This window comes from Pseudomonas sp. TMW22089 (genome assembly GCF_022496645.1).
Taxonomy (GTDB): domain Bacteria; phylum Pseudomonadota; class Gammaproteobacteria; order Pseudomonadales; family Pseudomonadaceae; genus Aquipseudomonas; species Aquipseudomonas paraversuta.
The window spans coordinates 103,148-123,962 of sequence record NZ_SCFG01000011.1; the positions used below are offsets into that span (position 1 = coordinate 103,148).

At 58.4% G+C, this 20,815-nt stretch carries 17 protein-coding genes; 7 read left to right on the plus strand and 10 right to left on the minus strand.

Going from position 1 to position 20,815, the window contains the following annotated elements; all coding sequences use genetic code 11:
• Positions 1-60: 60 nt before the first annotated feature.
• Together EQV90_RS13005 and EQV90_RS13010 are read right to left on the minus strand one after the other, a co-directional pair.
• Complete coding sequence (locus EQV90_RS13005) at positions 61-1,668, minus strand: carboxyl transferase domain-containing protein (RefSeq protein ID WP_240878185.1); 1,608 nt, start codon at positions 1,666-1,668, stop codon at positions 61-63.
• Positions 1,669-1,677: 9 nt separating this feature from the next.
• Entirely contained in the window at positions 1,678-2,841 is a 1,164-nt protein-coding gene (locus tag EQV90_RS13010) for an isovaleryl-CoA dehydrogenase (RefSeq protein ID WP_003441416.1), read from the minus strand.
• A gap of 206 nt (positions 2,842-3,047) precedes the next feature.
• Here EQV90_RS13010 and EQV90_RS13015 point away from each other — a divergent pair, with 206 nt between their 5' ends.
• Positions 3,048-4,730, plus strand: a complete 1,683-nt coding sequence (locus tag EQV90_RS13015; RefSeq protein ID WP_160628219.1) for an AMP-binding protein — start codon at positions 3,048-3,050, stop codon at positions 4,728-4,730.
• Positions 4,731-5,398: 668 nt separating this feature from the next.
• Here EQV90_RS13015 and EQV90_RS13020 read toward each other — a convergent pair.
• Genes EQV90_RS13020 through EQV90_RS13030 form a run of 3 tightly spaced genes read right to left on the minus strand, consistent with a single transcriptional unit; the run spans position 5,399 to position 7,733 of the window.
• Positions 5,399-6,298 (minus strand): hydroxymethylglutaryl-CoA lyase, encoded by a 900-nt coding sequence (locus tag EQV90_RS13020; protein WP_003441418.1) that lies wholly within the window; start codon positions 6,296-6,298, stop codon positions 5,399-5,401.
• Positions 6,299-6,342: 44 nt separating this feature from the next.
• A complete protein-coding gene (locus tag EQV90_RS13025) occupies positions 6,343-6,741 on the minus strand; it encodes a MerR family DNA-binding transcriptional regulator (protein WP_003441419.1) in 399 nt (132 codons plus the stop codon).
• A gap of 26 nt (positions 6,742-6,767) precedes the next feature.
• A complete protein-coding gene (locus tag EQV90_RS13030) occupies positions 6,768-7,733 on the minus strand; it encodes a LysR family transcriptional regulator (protein WP_003441420.1) in 966 nt (321 codons plus the stop codon).
• A gap of 151 nt (positions 7,734-7,884) precedes the next feature.
• Between EQV90_RS13030 and EQV90_RS13035 the strand changes: the two genes are divergently transcribed.
• Positions 7,885-9,099 (plus strand): acyl-CoA dehydrogenase, encoded by a 1,215-nt coding sequence (locus tag EQV90_RS13035; protein ID WP_003441421.1) that lies wholly within the window; start codon positions 7,885-7,887, stop codon positions 9,097-9,099.
• 53 nt (positions 9,100-9,152) lie between these two features.
• Here EQV90_RS13035 and EQV90_RS13040 read toward each other — a convergent pair whose 3' ends face one another.
• Both EQV90_RS13040 and xthA read right to left on the minus strand, forming a co-directional pair.
• Positions 9,153-10,460 (minus strand): phosphate ABC transporter substrate-binding/OmpA family protein, encoded by a 1,308-nt coding sequence (locus EQV90_RS13040; protein WP_240878186.1) that lies wholly within the window; start codon positions 10,458-10,460, stop codon positions 9,153-9,155.
• Between the two features lie 143 nt (positions 10,461-10,603).
• On the minus strand, positions 10,604-11,416 hold the full coding sequence (gene xthA / locus EQV90_RS13045; RefSeq protein ID WP_003441423.1) for an exodeoxyribonuclease III: 813 nt from the start codon (positions 11,414-11,416) through the stop codon (positions 10,604-10,606).
• A gap of 161 nt (positions 11,417-11,577) precedes the next feature.
• On the opposite strand from xthA, the gene EQV90_RS13050 reads away from it, so the two are divergent.
• From EQV90_RS13050 to EQV90_RS13060, 3 genes are all read left to right on the plus strand, one after another.
• On the plus strand, positions 11,578-12,228 hold the full coding sequence (locus tag EQV90_RS13050) for a GNAT family N-acetyltransferase (protein ID WP_240878187.1): 651 nt from the start codon (positions 11,578-11,580) through the stop codon (positions 12,226-12,228).
• Positions 12,229-12,291: 63 nt separating this feature from the next.
• Positions 12,292-14,019, plus strand: a complete 1,728-nt coding sequence (locus tag EQV90_RS13055; protein ID WP_003441426.1) for an autotransporter assembly complex family protein — start codon at positions 12,292-12,294, stop codon at positions 14,017-14,019.
• Entirely contained in the window at positions 14,016-17,690 is a 3,675-nt protein-coding gene (locus EQV90_RS13060) for a translocation/assembly module TamB domain-containing protein (RefSeq protein ID WP_240878188.1), read from the plus strand. The genes EQV90_RS13055 and EQV90_RS13060 overlap by 4 nt, the downstream gene beginning before the upstream one ends.
• A 92-nt stretch (positions 17,691-17,782) precedes the next feature.
• Here the strand turns inward: EQV90_RS13060 and EQV90_RS13065 are convergent, their stop codons facing one another.
• Positions 17,783-18,778, minus strand: coding sequence for an aldo/keto reductase (locus EQV90_RS13065; protein ID WP_240878189.1), 996 nt, complete (start codon positions 18,776-18,778; stop codon positions 17,783-17,785).
• A gap of 108 nt (positions 18,779-18,886) precedes the next feature.
• On the opposite strand from EQV90_RS13065, the gene EQV90_RS13070 reads away from it, so the two are divergent.
• Positions 18,887-19,792 (plus strand): LysR family transcriptional regulator, encoded by a 906-nt coding sequence (locus tag EQV90_RS13070; protein WP_240878190.1) that lies wholly within the window; start codon positions 18,887-18,889, stop codon positions 19,790-19,792.
• Between the two features lie 33 nt (positions 19,793-19,825).
• Here the strand turns inward: EQV90_RS13070 and EQV90_RS21710 are convergent, their stop codons facing one another.
• A complete protein-coding gene (locus EQV90_RS21710) occupies positions 19,826-19,960 on the minus strand; it encodes a hypothetical protein (protein ID WP_003441457.1) in 135 nt (44 codons plus the stop codon).
• Positions 19,961-20,108: 148 nt separating this feature from the next.
• On the opposite strand from EQV90_RS21710, the gene EQV90_RS13075 reads away from it, so the two are divergent.
• Positions 20,109-20,297, plus strand: a complete 189-nt coding sequence (locus tag EQV90_RS13075) for a hypothetical protein (protein WP_003441459.1) — start codon at positions 20,109-20,111, stop codon at positions 20,295-20,297.
• Here the strand turns inward: EQV90_RS13075 and EQV90_RS13080 are convergent.
• Positions 20,294-20,677, minus strand: a complete 384-nt coding sequence (locus EQV90_RS13080) for a hypothetical protein (protein WP_003441463.1) — start codon at positions 20,675-20,677, stop codon at positions 20,294-20,296. The genes EQV90_RS13075 and EQV90_RS13080 overlap by 4 nt on opposite strands.
• Positions 20,678-20,815: the final 138 nt, after the last annotated feature.

Here is a 20,815-nt window from a genome sequence, read left to right on the forward strand (position 1 = left end):
TCCGTCAGTCCTTAAATGGATGTGGGCGCTGGCTCGCCAGCGTTGCAGGCACCGGGCGGGTTACATGCGAAACACACCAAAGCGCGTGGCTTCGATCGGAGCGTTCAACGCCGCCGACAAGCCCAGCGCCAATACATCACGGGTTTGCGCCGGGTCGATTACGCCGTCATCCCACAAGCGGGCACTGGAGTAGTAGGGGTGGCCCTGATGCTCGTACTGGTCAAGGATCGGTTGTTTGATTGCGGCTTCTTCCTGGCTGGAAAATACCAGGCCGTTGCGTTCGGCCTGCTCGCGCTTGACTTGTACCAGTACCCCGGCGGCCTGTTCGGCGCCCATTACGCCGATCCGGGCGTTTGGCCACATCCACAGAAAGCGCGGGTCATAGGCCCGGCCACACATGCCGTAGTTACCGGCGCCAAAGCTGCCGCCGATGATCACTGTAAATTTGGGGACCTTGGCGCAGGCGACTGCAGTCACCAGTTTGGCGCCGTGTTTGGCGATGCCACCGGCTTCGTATTTTTGCCCGACCATAAAGCCGGTGATGTTTTGCAGAAAAATCAACGGAATACCGCGCTGGCATGCCAGCTCAATAAAGTGCGCGCCTTTTTGTGCCGCTTCGGCAAACAGGATGCCGTTGTTGGCCAGAATCGCCACCGGGTAACCGTGTAAATGGGCAAAGCCGCACACCAGGGTGGTGCCGAACAGGGCCTTGAACTCATCGAATACCGAGTCGTCCACCAGACGCGCGATCACTTCGCGTACGTCAAAGGGCTGCTTGGCGTCGGCAGGCACGATGCCATACAGCTCTTCGCAGCTGTACAGCGGTGCCTGCGCTAGCCGCTGTTGCAACTGGCCATGCTTGCGCCAATTGAGGTTGGCTACGCTGCGACGCGCGAGGGCCAGGGCGTGCTCATCACTTTCGGCGTAATGGTCGGCCACTCCTGAAATTTTGCAGTGCACATCGGCACCGCCCAGGTCCTCGGCACTGACCACTTCGCCGGTGGCGGCTTTCACCAGCGGCGGGCCGGCCAGGAAAATCGTCGCCTGCTGGCGCACCATGATTGCTTCGTCAGCCATGGCCGGTACATACGCGCCACCCGCGGTGCAGGAGCCCATCACCACTGCGATTTGCGGGATGCCGGCCGCGCTCATATTGGCCTGATTGAAGAAGATCCGGCCGAAGTGTTCACGGTCCGGGAACACTTCATCCTGACGCGGCAGGTTGGCGCCGCCAGAGTCCACCAGATAGATGCACGGCAGGCGGTTTTGCTCGGCAATGGTCTGCGCCCGTAAGTGTTTTTTTACCGTTAGCGGGTAGTATGAGCCCCCTTTGACCGTGGCGTCGTTGGCCACAATCATGCATTCCACGCCTTCAACACGACCGATACCGGCGATTATTCCGGCCGCCGGGACGTCTTCGCCGTATACACCGTAAGCGGCCAGTTGACTGAGTTCGAGAAACGCAGAGCCGCTGTCCAGCAAGCGATCAATGCGCTCTCGGGGCAGGAGTTTGCCACGGGAGGTATGGCGCTCCTGGGCCTTGGCGCCGCCACCTTGCTGTACCTGGTTGAGCAGGGTGTGCAGGGCCTCAACCTGTTTGAGCATGGCGTCACGATTGGTCAGGAATTCGGCCGAACGCGGGTTGATTGTCGTGTGCAGAATGGACATGCGCGCTCCTTAGCGAGTTTCGTTAAACAGTTCGCGGCCAATCAGCATGCGACGGATCTCGCTGGTGCCCGCGCCGATTTCATACAGCTTGGCGTCGCGCAACAGGCGTCCGGCTGGGAATTCATTGATATAACCGTTGCCGCCCAGAATCTGGATCGCGTCGAGGGCCATTTGGGTGGCACGTTCAGCGCTGTACAAAATCACCCCGGCTGCATCCTTGCGCGTGGTTTCGCCACGTTCGCAGGCGGCCGCCACCGCATACAGATAAGCGCGGCTGGCATTGAGCTGGGTATACATGTCGGCGACTTTGCCCTGAATCAACTGAAACTCGCCGATGCTCTGGCCAAACTGTTTGCGGTCGTGGATATAAGGCACCACCAGATCCATGCAGGCTTGCATGATCCCGGTGGGGCCACCCGAGAGCACCACACGTTCGTAGTCCAGGCCGCTCATCAGGACTTTCACCCCGGCGTTCAGAGGGCCCAGCAGGTTTTCCTGCGGGACTTGCACATCATCGAAAAACAGTTCGCCAGTGTTCGAACCGCGCATGCCGAGCTTGTCGAAATGCTTGCTGCGGCTGAAGCCTTTCCAGTCGCGTTCGACGATGAACGCACTGATGCCATGGGCATTTTTTTCGATATCGGTTTTGGCGTAGATCACGTAGGTATCGGCATCCGGGCCGTTGGTGATCCAGGTTTTACTGCCGTTCAGTACAAAGTGGTCGCCACGCTTGTCGGCACGCAGCTTCATCGAAACCACATCGGAGCCGGCGTTCGGCTCACTCATGGCCAGGGCTCCGACGTGTTCGCCGCTGATCAGTTTGGGCAGGTACTTGAGTTTCTGTGCGTGGCTGCCGTTGCGGTTGATCTGGTTGACGCAGAGGTTGGAGTGGGCGCCATAGGAGAGGGCGACCGAGGCTGAGCCGCGGCTGATTTCTTCCATTGCCACCACGTGGGCCAGATAGCTCAGCCCGGTACCGCCGTACTCTTCTGCAACAGTGATGCCCAGCAGGCCCATGTCACCGAACTTGCGCCACATATCCGCCGGGAACAGGTTGTCCTTGTCGATCTGCGCCGCCCGTGGCGCCAGCTCTGCTGCAACGAAGGCCTGCACCTGATCGCGCAACATGTCGATGGTTTCGCCAAGGGCGAAGTTCAAAGTCGGATAGCTCATGGGGCACCTTGTACGTTGTTCTTATAGGGAGGCGTTTGCTGCGTCGCCATGGGTAAGCTTTACGTTAACGTAAGCCTGGCGTAGATAGCTGTCAATGACCTTTACGTTAACGTCAACTTGAGGCAGAGTCATTCTTGCTCTTCAATCGAGATGCCGCCTGCAGGCGGCGTACTCATGCTCCCAAAACAATCACAAGAGGAGTTTTCATGAAGTCACCATCTGTCCCCAGTTACAGCCAGGGTCCGCAGGACAAAGCGTTGCTGGCGATGACCATCGGTCAGGCGTTCGATCAAACGGCCGCCCGTTATGCCGGCAACGACGCGCTGGTGGTCTGCCATCAACAGCAGCGGTTCACCTGGGCTCAGCTGGCAGCAGCCGTTGACCTGCATGCCAGAGGGTTGCTGGCATTGGGCTTGCGGCCCGGAGACCGGCTGGGAGTATGGGCGCCGAACTGTGTTGAATGGTTCCTGTGCCAGTTCGCCAGCGCCAAAATCGGCGTGATTCTGGTCAACATCAACCCTGCCTACCGGCTGTCTGAACTGGAATATGTCCTTCAACAGTCAGCATGTCAGTGGCTGGTCTGTGCCGGCTCGTTCAAAACCTCCAACTATCACGCCATGCTCCAGGAGCTGATTCCAGCGCTGGCCGATTCGGCGGCAGGGCAGTTGGAGAATGAAAGCTTTACCGCGTTGCGCGGAGTCATCAGTCTCGATGCACAGCCACCTGCAGGCTTTTTACCCTGGTCGCAACTGAGCACGCTGGCCGCCGGGGTCAATGCCGAACAACTCGACAGGCGTCAGGCCAGTGTGCAGCCCGGTCAAGCGGTGAACATTCAGTACACCTCGGGCACCACGGGGTTTCCTAAAGGTGCCACCCTCAGCCATCACAACATCCTCAACAATGGCTATATGGTTGGCGAAAGCTTGGGCCTGACATCCAGTGACCGGCTGGTGATTCCGGTGCCGCTCTATCATTGTTTCGGCATGGTGATGGGCAACCTGGGGTGCGTGACCCATGGCACCACCATGATCTATCCCGGTGAAGCCTTTGACCCTGGCCTGACCCTGCAAGCCGTTGCCCAGGAGCGGGCAACGGCCCTGTACGGTGTACCCACCATGTTCATCGCCATGCTCGACCACCCGCAGCGCGCTGAATTTGACCTGTCGAGCCTGCGCACCGGGATCATGGCCGGAGCCACTTGCCCGATAGAGGTGATGCGCCGGGTCATCAGCGAGATGCACATGGGGGAAGTACAGATCGCCTATGGCATGACAGAAACCAGTCCGGTATCGATACAGACCGCGCCTGCGGATGATCTCGAATTGCGCGTTACCACCGTAGGACGAACTCAGCCGCAACTGGAGAACAAGCTGATCGATGCCGAGGGCAATGTTGTGGTCCGGGGCGCGATCGGTGAGTTGTGTACCCGGGGCTATAGCGTGATGCTGGGCTACTGGAACAACCCGCAGGCCACCCGCGAGGCAATCGACAGCGAAGGCTGGATGCATACCGGTGATCTGGCGCAGATGGATGAGCAGGGCTATGTGCGCATCGTCGGGCGCAACAAGGACATGATTATTCGCGGGGGTGAAAACATTTACCCGCGGGAGCTGGAAGAGTTCTTTTTCACTCACCCTGCGGTGGCAGATGTACAGGTGGTGGGCATTCCCGATGCCAGGTACGGCGAAGAGATCGTCGCCTGGATCAAGTTTCATCCGGGTCACACAGCCAACGAGCTGGAACTGCAAACCTGGTGCAAGTCGCGCATCGCGCACTTCAAGACGCCGCGTTACTTCAAGTTTGTGGATGTGTTTCCGATGACGGTGACCGGCAAGATTCAGAAATTCAAAATGCGTGAAATCAGCATTCAGGAAATCGGCACACCTTAAGGCTTGCTCAAATCCCTGCGGGAGCGAGCTTGCCTCGCGACAGGATCAATACGGCGTGACTGCAACGGTTGCGCCAACCTCCCCATCGCGAAGCAAGCTCGCTCCTGCAGAAAAACGGGGATTACAGACAACACAAAGGGGAGCCGAGGCTCCCCTTTAATATGTCGTTGCGTGCTCTTTTTTTATTATTGAGGGGCGGTCTATTGTTGTTTTTGGAACCGTGGCCCTTTGTTGCTGTTTTGTGCGATCCCCATGCAGGATCAAGAGCAAACGTATTTTTTTGAGCGCTGATCCACTTTCATCACCGGCTATCAAACCTGTGATCCAACCTGTGCGGGTGCTACCTGAAGGTAGTTTTATTATTCTCTGCCCGGTTGCGAGGTGGCTTTTGGCTCCTCGGAAAAGTAAACCTTCTCCAAAAAAATCTGTTAGCTGCGTCTCTGTCGTGTTGTTTTTGTTATGTCAGAGTCGTTTCGTATTGTTTTTATTATGTTGCTGCGATTTTTATTCTTGTTATGCCATAGAGATAGCAGGAGCCGTGCCAACTTTTTAAAATCCTTATAAATCAATGGGTTGAGATTACAGGCAATAAAAAACCGGCCGCGGAGCAGGCCGGTTTGTTTCCGTGTTACTCGTTTGGGGGATGACGAGGTAACACTCAGCCACACTTATGCCCCTTGGCGCGCCCTTGCTACCCGGGAGCCGGTAACACGGTCCAGTACCTTGCAAATGTGTTCGCCGGCCAGCAGCAGTTTGTCCAGGTCGACCCCGGTCTCGATGCCCATGCCGTTGAGCATGTACAACACGTCTTCGGTGGCCACGTTGCCGCTGGCGCCCTTGGCATACGGGCAGCCGCCCAGCCCGGCGATCGAGCTGTCAAACACCGCGATGCCCTCTTGCAGGCTGGCGTAGATATTGACCAGCGCCTGGCCATAGGTGTCATGGAAATGCCCGGCGAGTTTTTCCCGCGGGACATGAGCGCTTACCGCCTCAATCATTGTCCGTGTCGCCGTCGGAGTGCCGGTACCGATGGTGTCACCCAGTGAAACCTCGTAACAGCCCATGGCATACAGCTCTTGTGCCACCGCTGCGACCTGTTGCGGTGCGATGTCGCCTTCATAGGGGCAGCCGAGCACGCAGGACACGTAGCCGCGCACACTGATGCCATGTTGCCGGGCGGCCTCGATGATGGGGACAAAGCGGGCCAGGCTTTCGCTGACCGAACAGTTGATATTGCGTTGGGAGAACGCCTCGGACGCAGCGGCAAATACCGCAACCTCCTTCACACCCGCTGCCATGGCGTCTTCAAACCCGCGCATGTTGGGCGCCAGAGCGCCATAGACCACACCGGGCTTGCGCCGGATATGGGCAAAGACTTCGGCAGACCCGGCCATTTGCGGCACCCACTTGGGCGAGACAAAACTACCGGCCTCTATATAGCCAAGCCCGGCATCCGTCAGGGCGTCAACCAGTTGCACCTTGTCCGCCACGCTTATGGGGCGGGCTTCATTTTGCAGGCCGTCGCGCGGGCCGACTTCAATCAGACGCACATGGGTAGGGAGTGTCATGGGATTCACCGTATTTTTGTATGCGCCCTGGGGGAGCTTGGGCCTCAGGAGGCCGGCAGGTTTTTTATGGTTTGTTCGAGGGCCTGGATGCAACGCTCTTCAGCCGTATCGAGTTCAAGCTGCATCTGTTGAATGTCCAGCAATTGCTGTTCCAGTTGCTCACGGCGCTCGGCGATTTTGCCCAGCATGCTGTTCAATTGTTTTTGATTGCCGCTGCTGGGGTCGTAAAGCTCGATCAGCTCGCGGCATTCGGCCAGTGAAAAGCCGATGCGCTTGCCGCGCAAAATCAATTTCAGGCTGACTTTGTCCCGGGCGGAGTACACCCGTTCCTGGCCGCGTCGCTCGGGGGCGAGCAGGCCCTGTTCTTCGTAAAAGCGGATGGCCCGGGTGGTGATGTCGAGCTCGCGGGCAAGGTCGGAAATACTGTACGTCTGGCTGCTCATGGGCGGGCTCTTGAGAATTCATGCCCTTAAGCTAATGGCTGCTTGACGTTTACGTCAAGCAAGCTGGCGGCCCCGGCTTCATTTTCGCGGATGACTTGTTCCCGGCACACTTCAATCAGTTGCTCACGCATCCAGCGATTGGCCGGGTCTTGCTCGGTACTTTCATGCCAGTACAAATGGGTTTCGACGTTGGGCAGTTCGTTGAGCGGCAATTTGACAAAGTGCAGGGCATGACGCCGGGCAAAACGCTCGGGTACGGTCATTACCATGTCGGTTTGTTGCAACACATTGGAGGCCATCAGGTAGTGCTGCGAGCGCAGGGTGATCTTGCGCTGCAGGCCCATTTTGCCCAGCGCCAGGTCGACTTCCCCCAGGCCGTTGCGGCGGGTCGAGATATGGATATGGGTCAGTGCCAGATATTCATCCAGGTTGATCACGGGCTTGCTGGCTAATGGATGGCCCTGGCGCATGGCACAGACATAGCGGTCTTCCATTAATTTGACGTGACGTACCTGCGGGTCGGTGTTGAGCGGCGCATCCACGGCAAAATCCAGGCGCCCGGCAGCCAGGTCACTGGTGGTTTCACGTCGATGGGAAAGAAAACTTTCGATCACTACTGCCGGTGCCTGACGCCGCAAGCGCTGAAACAGCGGGGGCAAAATCACCGCCTCGGTCAGGTCGGTCATGCTGATCCGGAACGTTTTACTGGCTTGTAGCGGATTGAAAATACGACTTTCCTGGACGGACACACGTAACAGGGCCAGGGCACTGCGCACCGGGCTGATGATGTTCTGGGCCATGGGGGTCGGCACCATGCCCTGGGCCGTGCGCACGAACAGCGGGTCGTTAAAACTCTCGCGCAGACGTGCAAGGGCATTGGATACCGCCGGCTGGGTGATACCGATGATTTGCCCGGCGCGAGTCAGATTGGCTTCGGTGTAGATAGCGTCGAAGACGATAAACAGATTGAGATCGACCTTGTTCAGATTCATGGCCCGGGGCTCTTGTTCAGTTGTTGACTGCGGCGAATCATATATTGCTTATGAATGGTAATACACGCGGTAAATAGGCAGGGTAAATGGTAGGTGGCTGTTCTAGGATCGGGCATCACATTTCGTTATTCCCGGTAAAAGGTAGCCACCCATGGATTTCGCTTATTCCCCGAAAGTTCAGGCCCTGCGCGAGCGCGTGACAGCGTTTATGGACGCTCATGTGTATCCGGCGGAAGCGATTTTCGACCGGCAAGTGGCTGAAGGTGATCGCTGGCAGCCAACGGCTGTGATGGAAGAGTTGAAACGCAAGGCCAGGGCTGAAGGGCTGTGGAACCTGTTTTTGCCTGAATCGGACCTGGGCGCCGGGCTGACGAATCTGGAGTACGCACCGCTGGCTGAAATCATGGGCCGTTCGATGCTCGGTCCGGAGCCCTTCAACTGCTCGGCGCCGGATACCGGCAACATGGAAGTATTGGTGCGCTACGCCAGTGCGCAGCAAAAGCAGCAATGGCTTGAACCGCTGCTGCGTGGCGAGATCCGTTCGGCGTTTGCCATGACCGAGCCCGAGGTGGCTTCGTCCGATGCCACCAATATGGAGGCCCGTGCTGTAAGGGACGGCGATGAGTGGCTGATCAATGGCCGCAAATGGTGGACCTCGGGAGCCTGTGACCCGCGTTGCAAAATCTTGATTTTCATGGGGCTGAGCAATCCCGGGAACCCGCGCCATCAACAACACTCGATGATCCTGGTGCCCGTCGACACGCCGGGGGTGAAAATCGTACGGCCATTGCCGGTGTTCGGCTACGACGATGCACCCCACGGTCATGCCGAAGTGTTGTTCGATAATGTAAGGGTGCCGTACGAAAACGTCTTGCTGGGCGAAGGACGCGGTTTTGAGATTGCCCAGGGCCGCCTTGGCCCGGGGCGTATTCACCACTGCATGCGCTCAATTGGTATGGCCGAGCGGGCACTGGAGCTGATGTGCAAGCGCTCGCTGGCGCGCACGGCCTTTGGCAAACCGCTGGCGCGGCTGGGGGGCAATATCGACAAGATTGCCGACTCGCGCATGGAGATTGATATGGCCCGGCTGCTGACTCTGAAGGCGGCCTACATGATGGACGTGGCGGGCAATAAAGTTGCGAAAAGCGAGATAGCGCAGATCAAGGTCATTGCCCCCAACGTCGCACTGAAGGTGATTGACCGGGCCATTCAGCTCCATGGTGGCGCCGGGGTTTCGGCAGACTTCCCGCTGGCCTACATGTACGCGATGCAACGCACCCTGCGTCTGGCCGACGGGCCGGATGAAGTACACCGGGCTGCGGTGGGCAAGTTTGAACTGGACAAGTACGCTGCCCTGCAGCCCTGAGGCTTGTCTATTGCGGGAGCTGGTATGCCATCGCTGGCAAGCCAGCTGCCGGTTCAATGAACCCACACTTCAACCCGGCGATTCTTCAGGCGGCCTTCATCTTCGGTATTGGCCGCCACTGGCATCTGCGCGCCGTAACCCCGGATCTCACGCAGCACTACAGCGCTTTTAACCAGCTCGCGGCGTACCGCCATGGCTCTGAGTTTGGACAGCAGTTGCGCGCGTTCGGGGTCGTCTTTGGCATCGCCAAAACCCACCAGTGTCACCTGCCGGTCCAACTTGCCATTGGCCTTTAAATAGTCGACCACCCGCAGCAAGTCCTGACGTGCCTTGTTGTCCAGTGATGCACTGCCTTCCTCAAAACGGAAATTGACTGACAAACGCTGCGCCTGTGTGGTCAACGTCTGGTAGTCCCGGGGCATATGCGCGCCGGGAAGCACGCTGCTGGCCTGGACCCTTTGGGCGACAAAACCGTTTTGCGCAACGATGGCCTGGCCCTGGGCACTTTGGGTGAAGCTAATCAGTGCTCGGGCCCAGGGGTTGCTGCTGGTCGGTGGCAGGTAAAAGAACAGGCGTCGCGACAGCGGGTAATCTTCGCTGGCAATCAAACTGTTGAGCGGCAGCATCGGTTGGGACGACCCGTCCACGATGGCCAGGGTTTTGGCGCCACGGATGTAAGGCAGACCGATAAAACCTATGCCTTGGGGATCATGGCTGAAGACATCTGACAGCTGCTCGCTGGACTCGAAGCGCTGCGCCGTCTTGCTTAACGGATGTTCGGTACGGCTCAGCACCAACTCTTTAAAGGTCTCCCAAGTGCCGGACTGGTTATCTCGGGCATATAAATGAATCGGGCCCGGGATACCGCCCAGAGCGTCCCATGTGCTGATCTGACCGCTGAATATCTGTGCCAGTTGCTCGGTATTCAATTGAGAAATCGGGTTGCCCGGGTGAAGGATAATGGCCAGTCCGTCGATGGCGATGACTTGCTCGGCGTCGGGGCTTTTCAGGTCGCCAAGGGCTTCGAGTTCCACCAGTTCCCGATCCTTGATCGGGCGCGAGGAGGCCACTAAATCCGCTTGCCCTGCCTTTAATGCAGTGAAACCGGTGCCGGAGCCGTGGGCTGCTACATCCACCCGTACCTGTTGCCCCAGCGCATTGGTGCCGACAATGCTGTGCTCGTTGGGAGGGGATGCAGGGACGTTGTGGACGTCGTGCAGACCTTGTTGTATCAGCATGGCCGTCACCAGTGCCGGTCCGAGATTGGCACCAATGGTGTTTGAACCCTGAATTCGCAAATCGGCGGCATGGGCCGGACTGGCTATCGCCCATAACAGGCATAGCAACATTAAGCGCAGCATCGACGGGCACCTTCCCCAGGGAAATGCCAGCAATTTAAGTCAGATGTGTTTCAGCCCGATGACACAGGTCCAGGGCCCGCTCCCGCAGGTTCTGTAATTTTCATCACATAACCCTGCAGGGGCGAGCTTGCTGCTGCACCCGTTCAGCTCAATTCCAGCCAGATCGGCGCATGGTCCGAAGGCTTTTCCATGGCGCGCAGGTCGTAGTCGACACCTGCAGCCTTGATCCGGGGCACCAGCCCCCGGGAGGCCAGGATGACGTCGATGCGCAGGCCGCGCTTGGGCTCGTCTTCGAAACCACGGCTGCGATAGTCGAACCAGCTGAAGCGATCAGTCACATCCGGGTACAGGTAGCGAAAGCTGTCCACCAGCCCCCAGCCCTTGAGGCGTTCCATCCACTCGCGCTCTTCGGGCAAAAAACTGCACTTGCCGGTTTTCAGCCAGCGCTTGGCGTTGTCCGGGCCGATGCCGATGTCACAGTCTTGCGGGGAAATATTGATGTCGCCCATCACGATCAATGGCTGCTCGTTGCTGAACTGGCTCTCGAGCAGTTGTTGCAGGTCGCTGTAAAAGCGTTGCTTGGCAGGGAATTTGGTCGGGTGATCGCGGTTTTCTCCCTGTGGGAAATAACCATTCATGATGGTTACCGGCTGGCCGTTTTCGTCAGCGAACGTGCCCCAGATAAAGCGCCGCTGGGCATCTTCTTCATCGCCGGCGAAGCCTTTGTGCAATTCAAGCGGTGCCTGGCGCGAGAGCAGGGCGACCCCGTAATGGCCTTTCTGCCCATGAAAGTGCACGTGATAGCCCAGTGCTTCGATATCGGCCAGGGGGAACTGATCGTCATGGACTTTTGTTTCTTGCAGGCCGATCACGTCGGGTTGGTGTTTTTCAATCAGCGCTGCCAGCTGATGCGGCCGGGCGCGCAGACCGTTGATGTTGAAAGAAACGATTTTCATGGGCGGGCAGTCCTGAGCAAAACTGCGATGTTAGCGGCCTGCGTGCAGTGCGGCAAATGCGCTGCTAACGTAGGAAGCACGTGGCCACGATTGAACTGTTGTGGTCCTCGGGGGCTCGTACTCACTAGAAGTGCCGCCATCCGCCAGGGAGATTGACCGTCATGACGCAAACGTCGAACGCCGCCAGCCAGATTCAAATGCTCGACAGCGGCTATTCCAGGGAAGCGCGTTCTCTGCTTTATCAGGCATACAGGCATGAACCGACGTTTCGCTACTTGTTTGAGGCGCAGCGCCGGGGCTATGAGCAACGGGTTCGGACCACGGTTCGCGAGTTGGTAAAGCAGCATTTCCTGCAGGATCTGCCCGCGCTGGGATTGCTGGTCAATGACCGGCTGGTGGGCATTGCCCTGATTGCCCCGCCACAACGGCGGCTGGGCATTACGGAAAGCTGGGCGTGGCAGTTGCGCATGTTGCTGAGCACGGGGTTGCGCTGCACGCGGCGCTATCTTGACTATCATCAGGCGGTCCTGGCCTGCGTGCCCGGCGACGCGGTACACATGTTGCCACTGCTGGGCATCCATCCTGAACTTCAAGGCTTGCACTATGGCGAACAGTTGCTTGAGGCCGTGCACAACTGGTGCGCCGAGGACGAGCATTCCGAAGGCGTGGTGCTCGATACGGGCAACCCGCATTATCAGGATTTCTACAAACGTCAGGGGTATGTGGAGATCGGTGAAGTGGCGATCGGCCCGGTGGTTGAGCGCGTGTTTTTTCACGCCAATCCGCAGGTGTTACATACAGACATGGCTTAAAACCGAACTTCTGCGCGTTGGTGCGCTCTATGCGCACTCCTGCCCGTGATAGCATCCGCGCCTATGAAGTTTCCAGGAAGATTTACCAGTGGTCTTGTCCTGCTGATCAGCAGCTTCGCGGCATTTGCCCAAAGCGAGTTGGTGGTCAAGGTCAAGCCGGCAAACAATGCCCTCAAGGCCAATGTGGAAGGCTATATCGGCAGCCTCGGCGATCGCGACGAGGCGGCTTTGTTGCGCTTCAAGCGTGGCGCCCAGGAGCAAGCCCTGAAAGCCTCCCAGGCCCTGGGTTACTACCAACCCACCATTGATGTCGAGGTCAAACCCGGTGATCCGCCGCGTCTGGAGTTGAGTATCGATCCCGGTGAGCCGGTGCATCTGCGCAACGTCAACGTGCGTGTCGAAGGCCCGGCTGCCTCGCTCAAGGCCTTTCAAATCCCCGCCAGTGATGATCTCAAACCCGGCGCGGTGCTCAATCAGGGCAACTACGAACAAGCCAAACGGATGATTCTGAACCGTGCCCTGCGCTACGGTTTTTTCAACGGTAAATTCATCAAGCACGAACTGCTGGTCGATCCTAAAGGCGGGTTTGCCGATATCAATCTGGTCTACGAAAGCGGGCCGCGCTATGTGCTCGGCAAAGTCAGTTTTGCCGGTGATGCGCCCTTTGATCAAACCCTGCTGCAACGCATGGTGCCCTTTAAACCCGACACCCCTTATGACTCGGAGCTGATCGCCGAGCTCAACCAAAACCTGCAAAGCAGCGGCTATTTTGAGATTGTGCGCGTCGATGCTGCACCGAGTACCGCTGTGGGGCAGGTGATTCCGGTCGACGTGGATCTGCAAACGCGCAAACCGCGCACCATGACCCTGGGTCTTGGTTATTCGACCGACACCGGCCCCCGGGGCAAAGCCAGCTGGACCCGGCACTGGGACAACCCGCGGGGCGACAGCTATGGCTTTGAGTCCGAGATTTCCCAGCCCAAGCAAAACGTCGGCGCCTGGTATGACATTCCGCTGGACCCGCCCCTGACGGACAAGCTGCGCCTGGCTGCGGGCTATCAGTACGAAGAAATTGCCAATACCGATACCTTGAGCAAGCTGCTGACGGTTGGGCCCGAGTGGCACAGCAAGCTGGATAACGGCTGGACGCGGATTGTTTCGCTCAAGTGGCAGCGCGAAGAATACCGTCTGGGCGATGACTCGGGTCTGAGTACCTTACTGATGCCGGGGGTGAGTTATTCGGTCCTGCGCAGTGATAACCGCATCGACCCGAGCCACGGTTACAGCATCAACACCGATGTGCAGGTGGCCAAAGAAGGCCTGATGTCGGATACCAACCTGCTGCACGGCGATATCAAGTTCAAGGCCCTGACCACCCTGTGGGACAAGCACCGCTTTTTGGGCCGTGTCCAGTTCGGTGGCAGCGCCACCAACGGCTACAAGTCGATTCCGCCGTCCTTGCGGTTCTTTGCCGGTGGCGATCAAAGCGTGCGTGGCTATGACTACCAGAGCCTGTCGCCAAAAAACTCGGACGGTGATCGCATCGGCGGGCGCTACATGCTGGCAGGGAGCCTCGAATATCAGTATCAGTTCGCTGAAAAATGGCGCTGGGCGGCCTTTGTCGATCAGGGCAATGCGTTCAACACCCTGGACTTCCCGAGCTTGAAAACCGGTGTTGGTGTCGGTATTCGCTGGATTTCGCCGGTAGGCCCTATACGTCTCGATCTGGCCCATGCGCTGGATGACGATGGCGGGGTTCGTTTGCACTTTTCGATGGGGCCTGAGCTGTGATTCGTGGTTTGAAAATAGTTGGCCTTGTGCTGTTGGCGTTGGTGCTGCTGGTGGTTGTCGGGCTGGGGGTGGTTCTCGGCACCCAGGCGGGCAGCCGCTGGGTGTTGGGACAAGTGCCCGGTTTGCAGGTGGAAAACTTTGCCGGGCGCCTGGGCGGCCAGTGGAGTGCCGATTACTTATTGTGGGAACAAGGCAGCAGCCGTGTCGAAGTCAATCGGCCGATTTTTGCCTGGTCGCCGGGCTGCCTGACCCGCATGACGCTGTGTATCGACCAGTTGCAGGCCGACCGGGTCAGCCTGCAATTTCCGCCGGGTGACGACAGCAGCAGCGGCCCGGTCAGCTTGCCTGATCTCAAATTGCCGCTGGCGATCGAAGTCGGGGACGTGAAAGTCGGCAATGTACTGTTCAACGGTATCGAGCAGCTCAAGGGCATGCAGATGGCGGCGCAATGGACCGCCAAGGGACTGCGGATAGACTCGGTGCATGTCGAACGTGAAGACCTGAATGTAGAGATGTCCGGGCTGTTGCAGCCCAATGGCGACTGGCCGCTTGCCCTGCAAGGCAACATCAGCCTGCCTGCGCCGGATGGCAAACTATTGGCACTGGCGCTGAAGGTCGATGGCAATGTGCGCACCACGCTGAACCTGACAGCGGATACCAGCGGTTATCTCAATGCTCATATCGCGGGCGAGCTTCAACCCTTGGCCGACAACCTGCCGGCACAGTTGAAGATCACATCGGAGCAGTTCAACCCCGGCTTCGACCTGCCGGACACCTTGCAAGTCGAACAGCTGGTGCTCAGCGCCAAAGGTGATTTGAAGGACGGTTACGAGCTGAACGGCAGCGCCACCTTGCCGGCTGAAAATACGCCGGTAAATCTGCTGCTCAAAGGGCGAGTGGATGCCAGGGGCGCACAGATCGCGGCACTGCAATTGACCTCCGGCCCCCAGCAACACTTGAAGCTCTCGGGGCAGGTGGACTGGCATCAGGGATTGAGCGCCGAGGCCAAGATCGACTGGCTGGAATTCCCCTGGCATAACCTTTACCCGGTCATCGCCAAACCTGATGTGGATCTTCGTACCTTTAGCGGCGAAGTCTCCTACCGCGACGGCAATTACCTGGGCAACTTCAAGGCCGACCTCGACGGGCCTGCAGGCAAGTTCAGCCTCAGCAGCCCGTTCAGTGGCGATCTGGGCAAAATCTTCCTGCCGGAGCTCAAGCTGGTTGCCGGGCAGGGCAAAGCCGAGGGCCACGTGAATGTTCAGTTTGCCGACGGGGTTGCCTGGGACACCGCGCTGGACTTGAGCGCCATCAACCCCGCGTACTGGGTTGCCGAATTGCCTGGCACGCTGGCGGGGCCCTTGCGTAGCGCCGGCGAGTTCAAGAACGAGCGCCTCAAGCTGGATGCCAATCTTGACCTCAAAGGCCGTCTGCGTGGCTTGCCCGCCATGCTTCAGGCCAAAGCCGCGGGTGAAGGCGAGGCCTGGACCGTCAGTGCGCTGGACATTCGTCTGGGGGATAACCGGATTAACGGCACCGCCAGTTTGCAGCAACAGATCAAGGCACAACTGGACCTCAATTTGCCGCGCCTGGGTCAGCTATGGCCTGAACTGCGCGGGCAACTTAAAGGGCAGGTCGACGTTGCCGGTACGCTCAAGGCGCCGCAAGGCAAGGTTGTGTTGAATGGCCAGCAATTGGCTTTTGCTGACAACCACCTGCAAAACCTGACCCTGAACGCCAGCCTCGATGGCAATCAGCGAGGCCGGATCGACCTCAAAGGCAGCGGAATTCAGGCCGGTGATACTCAGTTCGGTGTACTGACCGCTAACGGCAGCGGCGATATCAAGCGTCAACAGCTGAAACTGGCTTTGCAAGGGCCAACTCTGCAGCTGGGTATGGCACTGGACGGTGGCCTGGACAAAGACAAATGGCGTGGACGACTGGTCAGTGGTGACATCAAGGCTGGGGGCCAGGATTGGCAGCTGCAAAAACCGGCGCGTCTCGAGCGTCTGGCCGATGGCCGGGTCAACCTGGGGGCGCAATGCTGGATCTCCGGTCCTGCCAGCCTGTGCAGTGAAGATCAGCGTCTGGTGCCGGACCCGCAACTGCGGTTGCACCTCAAGCAGTTCCCCCTCGACAGTCTGGCGCAGTGGTTGCCCAAGGATTTCCAGTGGCAGGGTCAGCTCAACGCAGACCTGTTGCTGGACTTGCCTGCCAGCGGGCCGAAGGGCCAGGTTGTGGTGGATGCCAGCGGTGGCACTTTGCGTATCAAAGATAAGGGCCAGTGGCTGAACTTCCCGTATCAGACGTTCAAATTGACCAGCAACCTGACCCCTGACCGGGTCGACACGCGGTTCGATTTTGACGGTGGCAAGCTGGGGCAATTGATGCTCAGCGCACGGATCAATCCATTGCCGAAAAACAAGCCGATTACCGGTGAGTTCCGCCTGAGCGGGCTGGATGTTTCGGTCGTTCGCCCCTTTGTACCCATGGTTGAAAAGCTCACGGGGCAGTTGAATGGCTCGGGCACGATCGCGGGCGGTTTGCTGGCGCCGCACATCAACGGCAATGTGGCCCTGACCGGTGGTGAGGTGTCGGGCCCGCAACTGCCGACCAACTTCGAGAACCTGCAACTGACGGCCAATATCAACGGCGAAACCGCGCAGCTCAATGGTGGCTGGACCAGCGGCAAGCAGGGGCAGGGCAGCATCAGCGGCGATGTGGCCTGGGGCAAGGCCACGGCGGTCAATGTATTGGTCAAGGGCAATCATCTTCCGGTCACGGTTGAGCCATACGCCAAGCTAGAGGTTGCGCCGGACCTGAAAATTTCGCTTAACGCCAATAACACCCTGATGATTGCGGGCACGGTAAACGTACCCAAAGGTGAAATCGTGGTTCGCGAATTGCCGCCTTCGACGGTCAAGATTTCGGATGACACTGTGATTGTCGGGCAACAGGTGTCGGATGAGGCGCCCCCCATGGTGGTCGACATGGACATCAACGTGGTGGTTGGGCAAGAGCTGCTGACGTTTTCGGGCTTTGGCCTGAATGCCGATCTGGCGGGCCAGGTGCATATTGGCAACAACATGGACACCCGGGGTGAGTTGCGTCTGAACAATGGTCGCTACCGTGCTTATGGCCAGAGGCTGACCATTCGCCGGGCGCGTCTGCTGTTTGCAGGCCCTATCGATCAGCCGTATCTGGACATTGAAGCGGTTCGCCAGACCGACGACGTCATCGCCGGGATTCGCTTGACGGGCAGCGCGGAGCAGCCCACCACGCAAATCTTCTCGGAGCCGGCCATGAGTCAGGAGCAGGCCTTGTCGTACCTGGTTCTGGGGCGTCCGCTGACAGGCACTGGCGAAGATGACAACTTGCTCGCTCAGGCAGCTTTGGGCTTAGGGCTGATGGGCAGTTCGGGAATTACCACGGATCTGGCCAATCATTTGGGGATCAAGGATTTTGAGCTCGATACCGAAGGCAGTGGCAATGACACTGCAGTGGTGGCCAGTGGCAAGATCAACGAACGATTGAGCGTGCGCTACGGGGTTGGTGTATTTGAACCCGCCAGCACCATTGCCTTGCGCTACAAGCTCAGCAAACGGGTGTATGTGGAGGTTGCCAGCGGCGTCGCCAGTTCGCTGGATATCTTCTACAAACGGGATTTCTGAGGCTCTGGCTTGTTTGTGGGAGCTGGCAAGCCAGCTCCTGCAGCGTTTTCAAGGGGCGCCAGGTGCGGGTTATGTCCTGAGGAGTCGAGGACTCAGCGATTGAGCTGCTTCATCGACTCTTCTGCATACCGCTGTCCCGCCACGGCGCTGGCCGGGAAGATCGCTTCAAGTGCCGCCAGTTCGCTGGGGCTCAGTTTGACTTCCAGTGCGGCGACGTTCTGTTCCAGGTATTTACGCTGTTTGGTACCCGGAATCGGGATCAGGTAATCACCCTGGGCCAGTACCCAGGCCAGGGCCAATTGCCCGGCAGTCACGCCCTTGGCTGCGGCCAGGGTTTGCACTTGCTCGACCAGCAGCAGGTTTTTGGCAAAGTTGTCTCCCTGGAAACGCGGGCTGAGACGACGGTAATCGTCGGCAGCAAAGTCGTTCGGGGACTTCAGGGATCCGGTCAAAAATCCCCGGCCCAACGGGCTGTAGGGCACAAATGCAATGCCCAGACGCTGGCATGCCGCCAGGCAACCGTTGTCCTCGGGGTCACGGCTCCACAGTGAGTACTCACTCTGCAGGGCACTGATCGGATGCACTTTGTGGGCGCGCTCCAGGGTCGCGACCGAGGCTTCACTCAGGCCCAGATAGCGGACCTTGCCGGCCTTTACCAGATCAGCCATGGCACCGATGGTTTCCTCAATCGCAACACTCGGGTCCATGCGGTGCTGGTAGTAAAGATCCAGGGTTTCGACGCCCAGACGCTTGAGGCTGCCTTCAATGGACTGGCGTATGTACTCGGGACGTCCATTCACGCCTCGGGCCGCAGGGTTGGCCGGGTCTCGCACAATCCCGAATTTGCTGGCCAGAAAAACCTGATCGCGTTTGCCGCGAATCGCCTGGCCGATCAGTTCTTCGTTGGTGTGCGGGCCGTACATGTCGGCGCTGTCGAGCAGGTTGATCCCCAGTTCCAGCGCGCGGTGCAAGGTGGCCACGGCTTCGCGGGTGTCGCTGCCGGTGGTGTAGAAATCGGTCATGCCCATGCAGCCCAGGCCAATAGCGCTGACCTGCGGCCCGTCTTTACCAAGCTGGCGAGTATGCATGCGGGGTGCTCCTGAGTAGTGGAGGGACTATTGTTAACCCCGACACTGGCAAGATAAACCGGGTAAAAGCATTATGACTGTTCGTAAAATCTAAACAGTGGAAAGACCATGGACCGATTCAACGCCATGCTGGTCTTCACCCGGATCGTCGAGCTGGGTGGCTTTGCCAGGGCCGCAGACAGCCTGCAAATGCCCCGCGCCTCGGTCACGGTGCTGATCAAGCAACTGGAAGCGCATTTGGGGGTGCAGTTGTTACATCGCACCACCCGTCAGGTCAGTCCCACCCTGGATGGCGCCGCCTACTACCAGCGCTGCGTCAGTTTGCTGGCCGATCTGGAAGAAGCCGAAGGGCTATTCAACAGCCACCAGCCAAAAGGCAAATTGCGGGTCGATATGCCAGCGGCCGTGGGGCGTCTGGTGGTGTTCCCGGCGTTGCCTGAGTTCACCCGCAGCTACCCGTTGATCGAGCTGGAAATCGGCCTCAGCGATCGTCCGGTAGACCTGATTCGTGAGGGTGTGGATTGCGTGATCCGCGGCGGGCTGACGATGGATGACTCGCTGGTGGCGCGCCCGCTGGTGATGATGGATCAGGTAACCTGCGCCAGCCCCGACTATCTGCAAGCCCGCGGTGTACCGCAAACCCTCGAGGATTTGAGCGGGCACCAGATGGTGGAGTATTTCTCCAGTGTGTCGGGCAAGCGCTACGGGCTGGAGTTTCAGGACGGTGAGCAGGTGCGCATGATCGACCTGCCCAGGAAAATTTCGGTTAACAGTGCAGAAGGGTATCTGGCAGCGTGCACGGCGGGATACGGTCTGGTACAGGCGCCGCATTATCACGTGGCTCAATTGGTGCGCGAAGGGCGTTTGCAAGAGGTACTGAGCGATTGTTTACCGCCGCGTCTGGCGTTGACGGCGCTGTACCCGTCACATCGCCAGCTGTCTTCACGGGTGCGGGTGTTTGTCGACTGGCTGGTGGATTTGTGTGCGCGGCCCGGTAGCGGCTTTCGACACTGACCCGAGCCTGCGGGGCAGGCTCGGGGTCAAGCATTAGCGGTGGTAATAACCAGGGCCGCCATCGTAGTAACGGTGATCGTGATGCCATCCGTGACCTGGGAAAAACACACAACCGCTCATGGCCAGGATGAGCAACAGCGGAACCAGCCGGGTGATTCGACGCAACATGGGTAAATCCTCAAGGTTATCGCCAGGGAGCTAAAAAGCGTCCCCGGCTGTAAGATGAGACCACGGTTGTTTCAAATCATCTCCGCAAACCCGGCATATTTGTTAAATTTCCGGCTTACATTTTTAGCCTTACTTTCAGGAACAGGTAATGACCTCTTCACAGCGCTTGAAATACTCGATTCTGATTTCACTGGTGGTTCTGGGGATCATGTTCGGCCTTTCGTACATGCAGAACGCCGGCATGATTTCCGAGAAAATGTTCCAGTACATTGCCATCGGCGTGGCAGTGGTGGTGGTAGTGATCAACGGCGTGATGCGCCGCAAGACCAAGATCTAAGCCTCGATTTTGCCAGTCAATACGGCTTCAGCCTGTGGATGCAGGCTGTAGCTTTTGTCCTGGTTCAGTACCACCACACCCTCGCTGCACAGACGCTTGAGCACCTCTCGTACACTCAGAAACGACAGTGGAATATCCAGTGCCAGCAAGTGACTGTGCATGCCGCGCACCCCCAGCCGGCGATCACTTCCGGCTGTTGTCAGCAACGCATCGATGACCTTGAGCCGTACCAGGCTGGTACGCAGCCCGAAGCATTTAAGTAAGTGGCGGATCCGTTCATTGCCTTGCAACGGCGCAAGCGCTTCCAGCAACCGGGGGTCAGGCTGGAATGTGGATTCGCGATGCTGTTGGCCGTCCGTTGGCATTTGCTGGTCTCGCATGCAAAAAACTCCTTTTCAGAGCCTGATCAGGAAAATAAAAAATGCTCTCGGTTAATTAGACGAATGAGCGGTGTAAATCATGAACAGCGGAATGTAGAAAATTTGTCGTGAAATCGTCGCATTCACCCAAGGGCCCTT